Genomic DNA, 16,818 nt, shown 5'->3' with positions numbered 1-16,818 from the left:
GCTTGAAAAACATGATTTTATTTGGAGTCATCCTCGGATAGGTACAGCCATTCAAAGTGGTCATCGTTTTTAAGCGATTTAATACGTGAAAATCCGTTTTTGACGTAGAAGCGGTGCAATCTATTTTCTTCTGTGAGCAAAAAGTATTTTTGGTGAGATTCTGCCAGCTTCAATTGATCTAACCAAAAAGAGCCCAAATTATTATTACGTTTATGTGCTGCGATCCAAATAAAACCAAGATACAAATAGCCCTTACTGAACCAATAGTTGGCTTCATCTTCAAAGTAGGAAAAATTTGGTGGACATGAGTAAAATACGATACCGCCCCCAATAATCACCTCATCTTCTTCAATAATGTAGATTTTCGCGAAATCTTCATAATCTCCCCAAAATGGAACGATTTCTTCCTGCCATTCTGTTGGAAGAAGATCAAAGAACTGTTGTGGTTGTGATGTGAGTTGCTTAAAAATAAACATTGCCATAAATGATTTATAAGGATATTAACTACGCGTTTAATACTTGGAATATAATTGTTGTATGAAGAAGGCGTTTTATAAAAGTCCCCAAGACCATAAACGATCTGAATCCTCAAACCATCGGTCGCCGATATCAGTTCTGTAGTATCCGTTATTGACAATCACATTGCTTATTCTGTTGTTCATCATTTTTTGGGCATCTCTCATGGTAATTCCTGTTCCGGTTACCAAAAGTGCAATTCCTGTATTGCCAGTAATCAACCATTCCTCATTCACTTTCTTTAGATGCATAGGATGGATGCCTTCTTTCAAGTCTTTTCTAAACACCACCACAGCATCTTTTGAAAACAACTCAAAAGTTTTTTTATCGTCATAAGGAAAAGGAGGTACCACCATAAATGCACCTACTTGGAACCCTTTTTTGGTAGCGATTTTAAAGTTTTGACCTGTGGCCACTTTATAGAGTAACTCACCAATAGGTTCATTGATGCCGGCACGTTGAATGAATATTTGGGGATACCCAAAGCGGGATGTAAACTCCAAAGGATAAATGCCATTGCCATTCACAATACAATTGATATCAATATGGCCTATAAATTTTTGCTTCGCCAAAGACGGTTCAAATTTTTGCAAGGTGGCATCAAAAATAGGAGACTGGTTGACCCAAAACATGCTTGAGCCCATTTCGCCAGTAGAAACACCTAATTCTTTAGGGAATAGTTTCTTGTGCTCAAAGGTGATATTGATTGGTTTTAAAAATTCTTTGCCGTTGAAAAAAGCAGCAACCGAAATTTCAACGCCTTTGACTTTTTTCTGTAATTGGAAGTTCCCAAAGTCGTCTCCCCAAGATTTATCGTAAGCTTTTAGTACCCTAATGACATCTAAACCTTCATCATCACTTCCAACAAAGAGCAGTTGTTTGAGTTCCTGCGTTTCGCCAGAAGGTTTAATGACATACGCATCAGGATGTTTCTCAACATAAGCAATGGCATCCTGAAAACTCACAAATTCCTTAAAAGGCAAGGTTTTAATCTTGTGCTTTTGAAGCTCTTTCTGTCCAAAATTCCGATCCAATTCGAGAAGATCAGTATACTCGCTTCCACCAAAAACAATTTTTCCGGCAGCTCTCAAATCTGTACATTCCTTACCAAAGCCAGTATAATCAAAAATGAGAATATCGGCCCATTCTACATGATTCTTCCAGTCTCTTACTTTTTTCACAAAACCAGTTCCTATCTCACGAGAAGGTTTGTCTTCAATGTATAATTTGACCTCGTTGCCTTCATTTTGCGTGGCGTAGGCAATATCCAGAATTTCTCCCCAGCGGGAAATAAATAAAAATTTTTTAGGTACGTTACTTGGTTTTTTCAAGGTCTCTTAAGAATGAATTATGTGCAACGAAATTACTTAAATTTTTGTTTCCAAATAGATTTGAAAGTAAAAAAGACTGTTATTGCTAACAGTCTTTTCGGATTAATTAATTAACTTGAAATGATTATTCATCTGAAGCCATCAATGCAAAGAATTTATCTAAGTTTGGAAGGATCACGATACGTGTTCTTCTGTTTTTTGCTCTGTTGTCATTGGTGTCATTTTCAGCAAGAGGCTTGTAAGAACTTCTTCCTGAAGCGATTAATTTTTCAGGAGCAACCCCGTAATCATCTTGTAATTTTCTAACTACTGAAGTAGCACGCAACACACTCAAATCCCAGTTGTCTGCAATTTTACTTGTATTGATGCTTCTTGCATCTGTATGTCCTTCAACCATCACCTCAACACTTGGTTCAGAATTGATGACATTAGCCAACTTTTGTAAAATGTCATTCGCTTTATTGCTTACTTTATAGCTTGCAGTGTTGAATAACATTTTGTCAGAAATTGAAATCATAACAACCGTTTCATTAATGTCAATTGAAATATCTTCATCTTCGTTAAGATTACTGTTATCCAAAGACTTAGTTAAGTTATATGACAACGCAAGATTCATAGAATCTTTCAAGGTCTTAGCCCCAGCAAGTTTAGACGCATCAACATTTTGAAGCGTTTTGCGCATTGCTCTTTTTGTTTCATTAGAAATGACTGCAACATTGTCAACATTGACAAGCATGGCGTCATTTTCTTCTGTAAGAGAATTGATCTTTTTATTGTAGCTATCAACTCTTGATTGAATGGCATCAAATTTAGCTTCAAGATCTTCTTTCTCTACTCTAGTTTTGGTAAGCTCACTTTTAATCTCACCGTTTTCCTGCTCTAAAGCAACATATTTCTTTTTAGAAACACATGAGGTGATCATTATAGCGGCGATTAAAGCAATTGAAATTTTTTTCATAATATAAATTAAATGGTTTAGGATATCTACGGCTATAAGAAGGATAAAGACTATTGCAGTCTTAATTTTTGGATTAATTTAACATTTCAAAATGGCTAAAAAAAAATTGCGAGTAAAATCAATTGATATTAATTTCAATAAAAATAAATTACTTACCTTTATACAAGTAGCACTATATCAGCAGTATAACTCCACGTAGAATTTTTGAGATCATTAACAAGCAAAGCCTTGAATGATTTTCATATACATAACTTAAAAAATTCTTTGCTCATGGCTTTTATTTTAAAATATTCATTAAAAGTGGCACTGGTGATGCTAGTCTTCTTTCTACTTGTTTCTTGTTATTCTGTGCGAATTGTAAGCACTAAAGGAGCCCCTATGCCTACAGAACAATTTGACCGTGATGATTGGTATAGGGACAAGATGGTCGTAGAAATTGATACGATCATAAAAGCCGGAATTACAGTGGACGACATTACATTTCGAGTATTGAAGGAAGGCTGTGAAACTGGCAAATTGTTTTCAGTAGAATATAAAAACACTTTTGGAGGTAGTCTTTTGTACTTGGTCACCTTTGGCAATAAACGTAAGGTGAAACTAAAATATGTTTGCATGAAACCGGAAAACTAATATTATGGCCACAACAACTGTCTTTAATAAAACCGAATGGGATACCTTACATAAAAATGGTCCGTTCCCTTTAAAACAGCTTTATATCACTAGGCTGGAAGGCAAAGCTAACTTGCCTTCTTCCATCGCTAGGTATAATGACGCTGCGTTGGAAATACAGCGCCTCTTAAAGGATAGCAAAGATCACAATGAAGGGTTTAGGGCATATGGGTCTCGATGGTCTATGTCAAGTATCGCACACCAACACGATAGGGTACATCAGAACAATTTGATGAATCTGGATATCAATATCTTTCCGGAAAATATCCACCCTCAATCTCTTTACGACGCCTCAAACCTTTATTTTTTTGAATGCGGAAATACTATAAAGGAGATTTCTCAAAAATTGGAAGAGCATGGCAAGTCCTTAAAAACAACTGGCGCAAGCAATGGCCAAACCATAGCAGGCTGTATTTCTACTGGTGTGCACGGTTCAGCATTGGGTGTAGGTGCTGTGCAAGATTATGTGGTAGGTATAAATTTGATCATTGGTCCACGTCCAGAAGATAATATTTATTTGGAACGACACAGCAAACCTGCACTAAATAGTGCTTTTGCACAAAAACTGAATGCGAGGGTGATACGAAACGATGGACTGTTTAATGCCGCACTGGTAGGCTTAGGTTCGTTTGGATTTATTCATGGTATTCTTTTAGAAGCTGAAGATCTCTTCTTATTAAAGCGTTACGTGAGAAAGATAGATAAGCAAGTGGCCTTAGAACTGAGCAAAACTATGGATTTTAAAAATTCGACATTTACGATTCCTGCTGAGGTTGATGCTCAAGGCAAACCTTTACGTCCCTATCATTATAAGGTTTTTATGAATCCGTACACCAATGACAGGGATTACGTTGTGGAAGTGATGTACAAAAAACCCTACCAATTGCCATATCCTGATCCTTTCAGTACCATTCAGAAATCTATTTATAAAGACCTGATTTATCTATTTATAAAAATCAGCGAAAAATTCCCAGCGAGTATTCCGTGGTTTATCAAAAGATTGGAAACACAAATTCTTCCTGCAGTAAATGAAGAAACCATCGGTACGCTTTATGAAACCTTTTGGGATGCGGCTTATCAAGGCCCTGCATTTGCCTGTTCTGTAGGGATAGATTCTAGAGATTCAGAAAAGGCTTTGGAAGTCATTTCTAAAATGACAAAAAAAGAAGGCCCCATTCCTGGGATTTTCGCCATGCGCTTTGTTAAACAATCAGATGCAACATTGGCTTTTACAAAATTCCCCATTACCTGTATGTTAGAAATAGACGGCATACTTTGGACCAAATCACAAAACCTTATGAGTCTTGAAGACTATGGAAAAAGAATGATTGAAGTCCTTCAGCAAAACAATATTCCATTCACCTTGCACTGGGGTAAAAACGCTGACTGGGGATTTCTAAATCTCGTAGGTCATATGTATGGTGATCAGGCCAAAATTTGGAAAAAATACAGAAGCAGCTTGTTATCTGAAGATATGGTAAAGCTGTTTTCCAATGATTTTCTTGACACGATAGGATTGTCGGATTTCGATGCAGAGCATTCTGAAGACATGATTGCATCAATGTTGGAAGGTTGATTTAATAAAAAATTGTCAAGTACCCACCAGAGGTCGCAAAAATGACCAATAAGCCGAGAAGCAACAACACATCATAATGCCAGCCGTAACCTTTATCTTCATAGAATTTAGTATTCCATAATGCAATTTTTTTGTAAAGAGCGCCTACCATGGTCATCATTAAGATAAGTGCTCCAATTTGAGTAAAAATCCCAAAAGCAATTGAGATAGCGCCAATAATTTCAGCAATACCCAAGATAGATGTTGTAATGGGCGTCATGCCAATACTTTTACTGCGCTCAGCAGGATGTTGCGCATGACTTTTTCCACTGGAAAAGAATATGATCCCAATGACAATCCTTAAAAAGAGTAGGGCATAAGGCACTAAATTGGTGGTATCAATTAACATTTGAATTTATTTTAAGGCGTGTCCTTCGTTTGGTTTTCAGCAGAAGATATGTCGCTTTTCTCTATGCGTATGGGGAATCCTTTCTCTCCGCCATACAGTTTGATTTCTTGGATATCTGCAGGTAAGTAATACCCATTTTGCTCTAGAGCCTCTTTGACATTGCGTACCACGTTACCTTTAGTAACAAGAGCCATTCTTCTAAAATCTTTGGTATCTACCCAAAAATAAACCTTCAGGTTTACGGTACTTGTAGCCAACTGATCTTCAATAACAAAATTTTGATGATCTAAATCTTCAATAACATTGGGCTCTTTACGCAAGGTGTCCATGATTGTTTTTTTTGCACCTTCTATATTGTCCTCATAAGCAATACCAATGATAAAATCCCATCTAAAAAATCCATCTTCTGTATAATTGGTTACAGGTTTTGTCAACACATCACTATTGGGGATATACACGTCCTTGCCGTCAAAAGTTTTTAATTTGGTGTATCTAAATTCCAAATTTTTTACTTTTCCAAAATTGCTTCCAATTTCTACCGTATCATCCACATCAAAAGGTCTGTTGAAGGCTAAAATAACTCCTGCAATAAAATTTTCGCCTATATCTTTAAATGCAAACCCTAAAACCAGGGCACTCGCTCCAGCAGCTGTTAATATTGCCGTGGCAATGCCTCCCAAACCAGCGGCTCTCAAGGCTATCATAATTGCAAAAATAATCAACACGTACTTTATGGCTTGCCCCAAAAATTTACTCATTAAAGGGTCGTTTGTTCTTGCAGAAATTCGTCGGCTTGCAAACTGCCCAATCCATTTGGCAATAAGAGATCCTAATACCACAATGACAAGTCCCATACCAATACCCGGCAATTGCTCTATTAAACTGTTATAAAAATTGAGAAAGGATTCTGAAATCGTTTTTGCGTCGTTTTGCATGGATACCATTGGTTATTAAAAGAAACCCCAAAATACTAAACTTTTGGTCAGTTTTTGGGGTTTTAGAAATCAATTAAGATTTTAAAAATGCAATCAAAATCTTATTCACTTCTTCTGAATGGGTAACATTTAAGCCATGTGGACCATCCTTAATAATCTTATAGGTGTTGTTTTTTATACCTTTGGCTGCCTGATCTCCTGCCGTTTTAATAGGAACAATGGCATCAGCATCTCCATGTACAATAAGCGTTGGCACGGTAACGTTTTTAAGTTCAGGCCTGAAATCGGTTTCTGCCCAAGCTTTTGCAGATTGAAGCGTACCATGTGGCGACGCATAGGACGCAATAGTCCAATCATACTGCAATTGAGCTTCACTGACGCGGTCTTTATTCTTATGGTAATTGTAGAAGTTTTTATGAAAACCTTTCAGAAATCCCACTCTATCAGTTTTTAAAGCATCCATGATACCTTTTAAATCTTTTTCAGGGACGCCGTTAGGATTATCCTCTTTTTTCTTCACAATAGGAATTATTGAACTTATAAGTGCTACATTTTTGACGTTCTCTGAACCGTAATCCGTTAAATACCTAACCACTTCACCACCTCCCATTGAGAAGCCCACTAGGGCCACCTGCTTCAATTTTAACGCTAGTATGATTTCATTCAAATCAGTAGCTAATGAAGAATAATCGTACCCGTCCCACGGATATGAGGAGACTCCAAATCCTCTTCTGTCATAAGTGATGCACCTGAAGCCTGCATCCACAATAGCGGAAACTTGGGAATCCCACGCGCGATGGCTTAAGGGCCATCCGTGAATTAAGATCACAGGTTGTCCTGTTCCATAATCTTCATAATAGAGTTCAATGGGCTGTTTGCTGGTTTTGTGTGTTATAAATGGCATTGTTCTTTTGTTTTGAGGATTAATCTATCTCTTTACGGTCGGTTTCTTCCAAATTATCATTTCCAGGTCCACCTTGACTATAGAGTTGGTTTTCTTCATCCTTAAATTTCTTTTTAGAGCGATCTTCTGGCAGTGTTCTTCCGGGGATGTCTAAATCCTTACCTTCAAAATCGACTGGTTCTTGTCTATTGGCATCATCCAATTGCAAATCGTCGCCACCATCTGTTCTCAGATTTTTGTGTTTTTTTCCCAATAAATCTTTATCGTGTTCAGAAACATTGGAATCATACTTTTTATCTTTTTTATCTTTTTCCATGGTAATCATTTTTTGGTTAACATTAAATTTTAAGGTACACCATATCGTATGCTAGCTTTAACTTATAAGAAATTAATATTAATCCAAATAGGAATTAAAAAAAGTACCAACTTAAACACTATTGAGATGAGTTCATTTTTATTTGAGTAGAATTAATTTTCTATGCTCCAATCCTGTAGTTTTGAATCGTTTTAGTAGTGATTGGTATTCCAACATATTTTAAAGCGAAGTATTCAGTATATTTGTTTTGCAGGCGTGTTAAGCCTTGCAAAAGTTTTTTTTTTAGAATGGTAATTTGTGAATAATCAATTAAGTCGGCATATCAGTAACATCATTTCGATTTCTAATCAGGAGATGAATGAATTCTTGTCCTTATTTTCAGAACAATCCATAAAAAAAAAGACCTACTTAATTCAGCCGCAAGATGCTGTTACAAGAGAATATTATGTGCTGAGCGGTTGCCTGAGATCTTATTACCTTGATATGCATGGTGAAAAGCACATTTTGCAATTCGCTATTGAAGATTGGTGGATCAGCGATTTTGAAGCTTTTTTTAGTAATCAATCGGCTAAACTTTACGTGGAAGCCATTGAGGACTCTACAGTATTGTCAATTGAAAAAAGCATGCTGGAAGTCGCTTATATGCGCATTCCCAAATTGGAACGTTTTTTTAGGTTAAAAACTACGGCAGCTTTTGTGACGGCACATAATCGGATCCTTTCCACCCTTGAAAAATCAGCCACTGAGCGATATCTTGATTTTTGCCTTTCTTACCCAAGCATTACGACCCGTATAAATGATTATCATGTGGCTAACTATCTGGGTATTAAACCTGAAAGCCTGAGTCGCATCAAAAAAGCAATCGAAGTCAATTCTTAACGCTTTTTAACAGAAGCCACTAACCTATATCAAGGATTTTTAAGGGCGTTCATATGTATCTTTGGTTAAAACCAAAAAATAGAGACTATGAAAAATCTTGGACTATTACTTACAATCACAGCAAAACCTGATAAAACTGAAGTTGTCGCAAAGTTTCTTGAAGACGCTGTAGAGTTGGCAATAAAAGAAAATCAGACCCTTTCTTGGTACAGCTTTAGAATAAATAAAGATACCTTCGGAATTTTCGATACCTTCAATGACGACACTGGGAGAGAAGCCCATCTCAATGGAGAAATAGCGAAAGCCTTAATGGGAAGAACTGATGAATTGCTTACCAACACTCCTGATATTCAAAAAATAGATATTTTATCGTCTAAATAAACCCTTCAATTTTAAAAAATTTTAAACAAAAACGATGTCAAAACAACCTTTATTATCAACATATAAAATGGGCGATCTTGAATTGCCAAATAGAATGGTCATGGCGCCCATGACGCGCAATCGCGCAGAAAATGAAGCGAATGCACCTACGGAAGATTTGCATGTACCATATTATACACAACGTGCAACTGCGGGATTGGTAATTACAGAAGGCTCACAGGTTTCCGAACAAGCGATGGGTTATATTAATACTGCCGGCATCCATTCTCAGGAACAAGTGGATGGTTGGAAGAAAGTGACCAAATCAGTACATGATGCTGGCGGACGTATTTTTATCCAATTATGGCACGTGGGCCGTATGTCGCATCCTGATTTTCATAATGGCAATTTGCCAGTGGCGCCTTCAGCAATCAATCCGAACGCACAATCATTCACGCCTAGTGGATTTAAGGATACAGTAACACCAAGAGAAATGACTCTTGAAGATATTAAGATCACTATTTCCGATTTCCAAAACGCTGCTAAGAATGCGGTTGAAGCAGGATTTGACGGGGTAGAGATTCATTCTTCCAACGGGTACTTGTTTCATCAATTTTTTAACGGGACCAGCAACCACCGTACAGATCAGTATGGAGGGAGCATTGAGAACAGAACGCGCTTCTTTTTTGAAACGCTGGATGCTATTAAACAAGTAATTCCGCAAAACAGAATAGGCGCACGTTTTAATCCATCACTCCACAATATTTTCGGAATGACGATGGATAAGGAGACGATTCCCACATTTGATTACATCATTGAGAAATTGGATAAAGAATATGATCTGGCGTATATTCATCTCTCTGAGCCTTTTAACGATGTGTCAGGCGTGGAATTTGCAGAACAGCATATAGCCAAACGCTATCGTCCTAAATATAAAGGAACCCTGATGATCAGCACTGGTTTTGATAAAAATTCAGGAAACAAAGTCATTGAAGATGGAGATGCAGATTTGGTTTCTTTTGCCAAACTGTACATTTCAAATCCTGATTTGGTGGGTCGTTTCAGAGAAAACGTTGCCACCGCACAATGGGACACCGACACTTTTTATACTCTAGGAGAGGAAGGTTACACCACATATGAAGCAAAAACTAGAGATTTAATTCCAAATTCATAAATTATGAGCACTACAGATAAACAAAGAACTTTTGCAACAATCAATCCTACTTCTGAGGATGAGATTAAAACATATACGTATATGACTACTGATGACGCTAAAAATGCAGTCAAACAATGTCATAACGCCTACCTCGAATGGCGGATGAAACCTATTGAAGAGCGCGGAAAAATCATTAAAGCCATTGGTGAAGAATTGATGAACCAAAAAGATAAATTGGCAGCATTGATGACTGAAGAAATGGGCAAACTCGTCAAACATGGCCTCCAAGAAATTGAGTTGTGTGCCGGTATTTGTAAGTTCACAGCCACTGAAGGCATCAACGTTTTGAAAGATGAAGAACGTGAATTGGCTGATGGTGGGAAAGGTATTATTACCTATTCTCCAATTGGTGTTATTTATGGCATTCAACCTTGGAATTTCCCTGCTTACCAAGTCATTCGCTATTCTATTGTCAACTTGATGGCAGGAAACGGGGTGTTGCTAAAGCATGCTCAAAACGTAACAGGTTCTGCATTGTTGTTGCAAGAAATTTACGAAACCGCAGGGCTTCCCAAAGATTTGTTTAAGGTCTTGATTATTGACCACGACCAATCTGATAAAATCATTGAACACGATCTGGTACGTGGGGTAACCTTAACAGGAAGTTCTGAAGCAGGTAAAATTATAGGTAAAAAATCTGGCGAAGTTCTAAAAAAGACAGTGCTGGAATTAGGTAGTAATGATGCCTATTTGGTTTTGGAAGATGCTGATGTTGCTTTAGCCGCCAAAACATGTGTTCAAGGACGTGTTTACAATAATGGCGAAACCTGTGTTGCCGCCAAACGTTTTATCGTAACGGAAAAAGTTTATGAAGAATTTAAAGCCGCTTTTGTAGAGGGCATGAAAAGTATTGTGACTGGAGATCCTACAGATAAAGCTTCTAAAATGGGACCATTGGCGCGTAAGGATTTGCGTGAAAAACTTCACGATCAGGTTGAAAAAAGTGTCAAAAATGGCGCAAAAATAACTTTAGGAGGCGAACTCCCAAAAGGGAAAGGTTATTTTTATCCAGCTACTGTTTTAGAGCATGTCAAACCAGGACAACCTGCATATGATGATGAGTTGTTTGGGCCTGTTGCCTCTCTGATCAAAGCAAAGGACGATGAAGATGCTATGCGCATTGCCAATGATAGTCGATTTGGGTTGGGCGGCGGAATCTTTTCTAAGGATGAAAACAAAGCTATAGAGTTGGCTCGTAAACATTTTGATACGGGAATGATCAATATTAACTCCTACGGATTGGCGCAGCCAAATATGCCTTTCGGCGGTATTAAAAATTCTGGTTTTGGTAGAGAACATGGAGGTTTTGGAATTCGAGAATTTATCAATGCCAAATCGATATTTATTCCGAAGAAAAAATAAACCAATCGATCCAAAAATTGCAGGGTTTATGGGTTTTTCATCCAGACACCTAGAAGCAGGCGCTTCAGCATTATAAGATAACGTCAAATAACAAAAACATACAAATTATGAAATTTAATAGAACAGCTAAAGCCCACTGGAAAGGTGGCGGCAAAGACGGAAAAGGATCTTTAACCACAGAAAGTGGCGTATTAAAGGAATCTCATTATGCATTTAAAACACGTTTTGAAGATGCTGTAGGAACAAATCCTGAAGAATTAATTGGAGCAGCCCATGCCGGTTGCTTTACTATGCAGCTAAGTTTCTTTTTGGTAGAAGAAGGTTTTACTGCAGAAAGTTTAGATACACAAGCTAGAGTTTATTTTGAGGATGGCAGCATTCCGAAAATAGAATTGGAATTAAAAGGAAAAGTACCCGGAATGGACGAAAGTAAATTCAAGGAACTTGCCACTAAAGCGAAAGAAAACTGCCCAGTTTCGAAATTATTGAATGCAGATATCACTCTAAAGACGACTTTTGAGAGTTGAGAAATGAATACACGATACTAAGAATACAGAAGATAGAGAATAGACTAAAAATGTAATTATTTCTTTCTAAATAAAAAACGATAGGTCCGAAACATTAGCGTTATTGATTACTATTCAATCAGAGAGATCTTTGACGATTAAAGACCCAGTCTATTTATTTCTACAATTAAGTCTTTGTTCTTAATTCGCAGAGAAAAGCGTTCTTGATTCTTCTGTCTGACATTAACTTTAAAAAATAAAAATCAAATATGAGTACAACTATAAAAGCTTACGGTGCAGATGATGCCAAGGCAGATTTAAAACAAATGAACATTGAACGCAGACCTTGTGGCGATGATGATGTCAAAATTGATATTACTTATTGCGGGGTTTGCCATAGTGACATTCATACCGTTAGAAATGATTGGAAAAATTCACAATATCCTGTAGTTCCTGGTCATGAGATCATTGGTCGTGTTTTGGAAATAGGCAAAAATGTGACAAAATTTAAAGAAGGTGATTTGGTAGGCGTTGGCTGTATGGTTGATTCTTGTCAGGAATGTTCGTCCTGTAAAGAGGATCTGGAACAATTTTGTGAAGAAGGTATGGTTGGTACCTATAATGGTAAGGATAAACATTTGGGAGGGCATACCTTTGGAGGCTATTCAACGTCAGTTGTGGTCAATAAAGAATTTGTCTTGACCATTCCTGAAAATATTGATGAAAAAGGAGCGGCACCGCTTTTATGTGCTGGGATTACCACATGGTCGCCATTGCGCACTTGGAACGTCAAAAAAGGCGATAAAGTTGGTGTTATAGGATTAGGCGGATTAGGACATATGGGCGTAAAATTTGCCAATGCCTTAGGTGCACATGTTGTGATGATCACCACTTCACCAGACAAAGCTAAAGATGCCAAAACTCTTGGAGCCCATGAAGTCCTTATTTCCAAAAATGGAGAGGATATGAAGAAACACATGAACAGTTTTGATTTTATTTTAAATACCATCCCAGTAGGTCATGAAATGGATCCTTACATTGCGCTTTTGAAACGCGATGCCACAATGGTACTTGTTGGCGCTGTTGAACCGCTCAAACCGTTCCATGGTGGAGGTTTAATAGTTGGCCGAAAGCGTATTGCTGGTTCTTTGATTGGCGGTATTAAAGAAACTCAAGAAATGTTGGATTTTTGTGGAGAGCATAATATTGTATCAGATATTGAGCTTATTGATATGAAGGATATTAATGAAGCTTATGGGCGTGTCATTGACTCAGATGTTAAATACAGATTTGTGATTGATATGGCATCCTTAAAAAACTAATTTTTACTACATAAAATAATAGTATTAAAAGAGGCGTTTAAGCGCCTCTTTTGTTATTTTAGCCCATTCTTTTTTATCACTTTCCCGGCACAAAAAAACTATGAGTAGTTCAAAAAATACACTCTTAATCATACTTGCTTTTTTCTCCATATATGTCATATGGGGTTCAACATATTTATTGAACAAAATTGCCGTATCTGAACTACCGCCATTTATGTTGGCATCCATAAGATTTATTACTGCAGGACTGTTGATTTTTATAATTGCCAAACTTATGGGCAAGTCCTTAGCCATCACCAAAAGACAATTGATAAATACATCTATTGCAGGATTTCTGTTCTTGGCCTTCGGCAATGGTATTGTCGTTTGGGCGCTTAAGTATGTGGATAGTGGTTTTGCTGCTTTGGAAATATCTGCCCAACCCTTGGTGGTATTGATCTTGATGCGAGTTTTTCAAGGAAAAAAAATTGAGATGATGTCGGTTTTAGGAGTCATCTTGGGCGTTATTGGTATTTATTTATTGGTCAGTCAAAATGAAGTCGTCAGTAAAGAAGGATCTATTCTGGGCATGGTAATGATTTTTGTATGTATGGTCAGTTGGGCTGCTGGAAGTTTATTTGTCGGCAAAGCTGATTTACCTACTAATTATTTTGTAAACACGGGGTATCAAATGCTTGCTGGAGGTTTAATGCTTCTGGTGGGAAGTTTACTTTTTAGTGAATCTTGGAGTTCACCAAATGTGTGGAGTGAAAAGGTGCAATGGTCTATGGTGCTTCTCGTTATTTTTGGTAGTATTGTGGCTTTCACCTCTTTTAATTTTCTGCTAAAAAGAGTGTCGCCAGAAAAAGTGGCCACGTCCACTTATGTCAATCCCATTATTGCTTTAGGATTAGGTTGGTATTTTTTAAACGAAGTGATCACCGCACAATCCATAATTGCTGCTGTTGTCTTATTGACAGGTGTTTATTTTATCAATACCAAGAAGAAACTGGTAATTTTTTCGAGGTTTCATAAATAGAATTTAAATATCTTTAGGTTTTACTTCATTATGGACAAACAAGCACTATTAGAAACAGAACAGAGGATCTCTTCATACATCCACAACACCCCAATATTAACATCACAATTGTTAGATGAATTGACCGGGTCAAAATTATTTTTTAAATGTGAAAACTTCCAAAAAATGGGAGCCTTTAAAATGCGAGGCGCCACCAATGCCATCATGCAACTTTCAAAAGCAGAGCAGGAGCGTGGTGTGGTGACCCATTCATCTGGTAATTTTGCACAAGCCTTATCTCTGGCGGCAAAAAACCTAGGGGTCGATGCCTATATCGTAATGCCCAATAACGCACCTAAAGTTAAGAAAGAAGCGGTTTTAAGCTATGGCGGGATCGTGACTAATTGTGAACCAAACATCACCGCAAGAGAACAAGCAGCGGCACAAATTGTTTCTGAAAAAGGGGCTACTTTTATCCATCCATCCAATGATTTAAACGTTATTTTAGGAAATGCCACAGCAGGGATGGAACTTTTAAAAGCACATCCTGATCTTGACATGATTGTGACGCCAGTGGGCGGCGGCGGATTAATTGCAGGGACTGCTTTAGCAGCCCATTATTTTGGGAAGCAATGTTTGGTTATTGGCGGCGAACCTCAGGCAGCTGATGACGCATTTAGGTCCTTGCAAAGTGGTCAAATTGAAACTAACGAAGCTGCAAATACGGTGGCTGACGGACTAAGGACACAATTGGGAGATATCAATTTTCCGATCATTCAGAAACATGTAGACCACATTATCCGTGTGGAAGAGGAGGAGATTACAAAAGCTATGAAATTGTTATGGGAGCGTTTAAAGATTGTGGTTGAGCCTTCAAGCGCTGTTGCCTTTGCAGCTGTGTTGAAGGATAAAGAGTATTTTAAAGATAAATTCGTTGGGATTATTCTTTCTGGTGGCAATGTGGATTTGGAAACCATCAAGTTTCAGTAAATCTATCGTCCTTTTATCGTCAAAATTTGACGTTAGTATAAAGTGAGTGTGTTTTATCGTATAAATTAAGCGTTCGTGTATTTTTTTAGTAGTGTGACGAGTCAATCAGTTAATTTTAAAGGAATTAAAACATGGTCGTCTCATGAAAAAATCCTTCTATCTTCTCTCAATTGCATTTTTTTTGATGAATTTTTGTGGAATAAATGCTCAAGAATCTGACGAAAATCTTCCAGCCGATTATAAAACGCGCCATCCTATTTATGATTATTCTGAAAAAGAATTGAACAATACAGATTCTATTCCTGATTTTGAATCAAAACCCAATCCGCTGAAAATTTCTGGGACGGTTTTTTTGAGTGATGGGGTCACACCTGCCAAAGATGTTATTTTATATATCGATCAAGCTGATGAAAATGGTGATTATGAATTAAAAAAAGAGTTTAAGAAACGGTATGTGTATCACAGAGGCTGGGTGAAAACTGATGCCGATGGGAGATATACTTTCTATACATTCGTCCCTGGTGCTGACAGATATAGAAAAGCCCTAAAAAGTATTCATTTGGCCATCAAAGAACCAAACAAAATCGAATATAGGGTCTATAACTTTATCTTTGATGATGATCCACTTCTGAAAAATTCTTGCCGTAAAAGAATGGCACGACACGGTGTTGACAGCATTCTAAAGCCTGAAAAGAGAGACTCTATTTTAGTCGCGACGAAGAATATCATTTTAGAACCACATAGCCCAACATACGCGAATAACTAAATTCTTTTAAATAAAAAAATCCCACGATTGTGGGATTTTGCATGTTCAGAGCTTTGCTTCTAGTGTCGCATGTCGTTGACGTCCGCTTCGATATCACTGACTCCCTTTTGGGCGCCACTTTTCAACTCGTCATATTTACTTTTGACTGTTGATTCTACATCATTGTAGGTATCCTTAACTTTCTGTCCAACTTCATTCGCTTTAGCGTGCAGTTCTGCTTTCTTTTCTGGAGATAAGTTTTTATACTTCCACCAAGCGAAGACTCCTGCTCCAATTCCTAGTAAGGCTAAAAGGCCTTTTCCTTGTTGCTTTTTCATGTTTTTTAGTTGTTATATTGTGATTGTTGTTCTTAATTTTAAAGATAAGCTTTTTGTAAGCCAATTGGAATTTTCAATGGTGTCTTATGATAACTTTAATATGAAATTATGATAGATTTAATACAAACAGAATTCTATATGAGATGACCATATGTTTGGTGAGATGTCAAAATCACAATGGTGATATTCCAAATGAGGACTGGCAATGATCTATAACAATAGTTTATAAGGGCTAGTTGCAATCTGTAAATTATTTATATCTCAAATTAATTGAATTGTAACGCAAATTCGTCAAAGGTGAAAGGCTTTGCTATTGAAATCACTTTAACAATTGCACAGAAATCTGTATGAAACACCAGATGATTTGATGCCTTTTTTTAAAATCGATGAATTGGGCTATAACTAACGAAACGTTTTCTACTAATATTAATTTCTTAATAATCAAACGTATTTACTAAGTTCTAAGATCTATGCGAAATCTGAAAATTTTTATAAAAAATTCAGAATTTA

Annotated in this window: 19 protein-coding genes; 11 read left to right on the top strand and 8 right to left on the bottom strand. The window is 37.2% G+C overall.

The window, feature by feature from the left end; genetic code table 11:
• Positions 1 to 17 precede the first annotated feature (17 nt).
• The 3 genes from A9996_RS13380 to A9996_RS13370 all read right to left on the bottom strand — a co-directional run bounded on the left by A9996_RS13380 (position 18) and on the right by A9996_RS13370 (position 2,805).
• Positions 18 to 482, bottom strand: coding sequence for a GNAT family N-acetyltransferase (locus A9996_RS13380; RefSeq protein WP_146608921.1), 465 nt, complete (start codon positions 480 to 482; stop codon positions 18 to 20).
• Between the two features lie 69 nt (positions 483 to 551).
• Positions 552 to 1,847 (bottom strand): phosphoribosylamine--glycine ligase, encoded by a 1,296-nt coding sequence (locus tag A9996_RS13375; RefSeq protein WP_066435944.1) that lies wholly within the window; start codon positions 1,845 to 1,847, stop codon positions 552 to 554.
• Between the two features lie 124 nt (positions 1,848 to 1,971).
• Entirely contained in the window at positions 1,972 to 2,805 is an 834-nt protein-coding gene (locus A9996_RS13370; RefSeq protein ID WP_066435943.1) for an OmpA/MotB family protein, read from the bottom strand.
• A 270-nt stretch (positions 2,806 to 3,075) separates the two neighbouring features.
• On the opposite strand from A9996_RS13370, the gene A9996_RS13365 reads away from it, so the two are divergent.
• Complete coding sequence (locus A9996_RS13365; protein ID WP_066435939.1) at positions 3,076 to 3,435, top strand: hypothetical protein; 360 nt, start codon at positions 3,076 to 3,078, stop codon at positions 3,433 to 3,435.
• 4 nt (positions 3,436 to 3,439) lie between these two features.
• Positions 3,440 to 5,050, top strand: a complete 1,611-nt coding sequence (locus A9996_RS13360; protein ID WP_066435936.1) for an FAD-linked oxidase — start codon at positions 3,440 to 3,442, stop codon at positions 5,048 to 5,050.
• Between the two features lies 1 nt (position 5,051).
• Here A9996_RS13360 and A9996_RS13355 read toward each other — a convergent pair whose 3' ends face one another.
• The 4 genes from A9996_RS13355 to A9996_RS13340 all read right to left on the bottom strand — a co-directional run bounded on the left by A9996_RS13355 (position 5,052) and on the right by A9996_RS13340 (position 7,593).
• Complete coding sequence (locus A9996_RS13355; RefSeq protein WP_066435933.1) at positions 5,052 to 5,438, bottom strand: DoxX family protein; 387 nt, start codon at positions 5,436 to 5,438, stop codon at positions 5,052 to 5,054.
• A gap of 11 nt (positions 5,439 to 5,449) precedes the next feature.
• A complete protein-coding gene (locus tag A9996_RS13350; RefSeq protein WP_111625767.1) occupies positions 5,450 to 6,373 on the bottom strand; it encodes a mechanosensitive ion channel family protein in 924 nt (307 codons plus the stop codon).
• Positions 6,374 to 6,446: 73 nt separating this feature from the next.
• Positions 6,447 to 7,277, bottom strand: a complete 831-nt coding sequence (locus tag A9996_RS13345) for an alpha/beta fold hydrolase (RefSeq protein WP_066435930.1) — start codon at positions 7,275 to 7,277, stop codon at positions 6,447 to 6,449.
• 19 nt (positions 7,278 to 7,296) lie between these two features.
• Positions 7,297 to 7,593, bottom strand: coding sequence for a hypothetical protein (locus A9996_RS13340; RefSeq protein WP_066436037.1), 297 nt, complete (start codon positions 7,591 to 7,593; stop codon positions 7,297 to 7,299).
• A 297-nt stretch (positions 7,594 to 7,890) separates the two neighbouring features.
• Here A9996_RS13340 and A9996_RS13335 point away from each other — a divergent pair, with 297 nt between their 5' ends.
• From A9996_RS13335 to A9996_RS13295, 9 genes are all read left to right on the top strand, one after another.
• A complete protein-coding gene (locus A9996_RS13335; protein WP_066435928.1) occupies positions 7,891 to 8,472 on the top strand; it encodes a Crp/Fnr family transcriptional regulator in 582 nt (193 codons plus the stop codon).
• A gap of 87 nt (positions 8,473 to 8,559) precedes the next feature.
• Positions 8,560 to 8,853, top strand: coding sequence for a putative quinol monooxygenase (locus A9996_RS13330; protein WP_066435926.1), 294 nt, complete (start codon positions 8,560 to 8,562; stop codon positions 8,851 to 8,853).
• Positions 8,854 to 8,887: 34 nt separating this feature from the next.
• Complete coding sequence (locus A9996_RS13325; RefSeq protein ID WP_066435924.1) at positions 8,888 to 10,006, top strand: alkene reductase; 1,119 nt, start codon at positions 8,888 to 8,890, stop codon at positions 10,004 to 10,006.
• A gap of 3 nt (positions 10,007 to 10,009) precedes the next feature.
• Positions 10,010 to 11,410 (top strand): NAD-dependent succinate-semialdehyde dehydrogenase, encoded by a 1,401-nt coding sequence (locus tag A9996_RS13320; RefSeq protein ID WP_066435917.1) that lies wholly within the window; start codon positions 10,010 to 10,012, stop codon positions 11,408 to 11,410.
• Positions 11,411 to 11,517: 107 nt separating this feature from the next.
• Positions 11,518 to 11,937: an OsmC family protein gene (locus A9996_RS13315; protein ID WP_066435914.1), complete on the top strand. Its 420-nt coding sequence runs from the start codon at positions 11,518 to 11,520 to the stop codon at positions 11,935 to 11,937.
• 248 nt (positions 11,938 to 12,185) lie between these two features.
• Entirely contained in the window at positions 12,186 to 13,238 is a 1,053-nt protein-coding gene (locus A9996_RS13310) for an NAD(P)-dependent alcohol dehydrogenase (protein ID WP_066435911.1), read from the top strand.
• A gap of 100 nt (positions 13,239 to 13,338) precedes the next feature.
• Entirely contained in the window at positions 13,339 to 14,256 is a 918-nt protein-coding gene (locus A9996_RS13305; protein ID WP_066435906.1) for an EamA family transporter, read from the top strand.
• Positions 14,257 to 14,286: 30 nt separating this feature from the next.
• Positions 14,287 to 15,225: a pyridoxal-phosphate dependent enzyme gene (locus A9996_RS13300; RefSeq protein ID WP_066435904.1), complete on the top strand. Its 939-nt coding sequence runs from the start codon at positions 14,287 to 14,289 to the stop codon at positions 15,223 to 15,225.
• 142 nt (positions 15,226 to 15,367) lie between these two features.
• A complete protein-coding gene (locus A9996_RS13295) occupies positions 15,368 to 15,991 on the top strand; it encodes a hypothetical protein (RefSeq protein ID WP_066435902.1) in 624 nt (207 codons plus the stop codon).
• A gap of 59 nt (positions 15,992 to 16,050) precedes the next feature.
• Here A9996_RS13295 and A9996_RS13290 read toward each other — a convergent pair whose 3' ends face one another.
• A complete protein-coding gene (locus A9996_RS13290) occupies positions 16,051 to 16,308 on the bottom strand; it encodes a hypothetical protein (RefSeq protein WP_066435899.1) in 258 nt (85 codons plus the stop codon).
• Between the last annotated feature and the right edge of the window lie 510 nt (positions 16,309 to 16,818).

Origin of the sequence: Gelidibacter algens, from assembly GCF_001678675.1 — a bacterium.
GTDB classification, from domain to species: Bacteria; Bacteroidota; Bacteroidia; order Flavobacteriales; family Flavobacteriaceae; genus Gelidibacter; species Gelidibacter algens.
The sequence above is the reverse complement of the archived record's forward strand: the minus strand, read 5'-3'. Positions and strand labels throughout refer to the sequence as shown.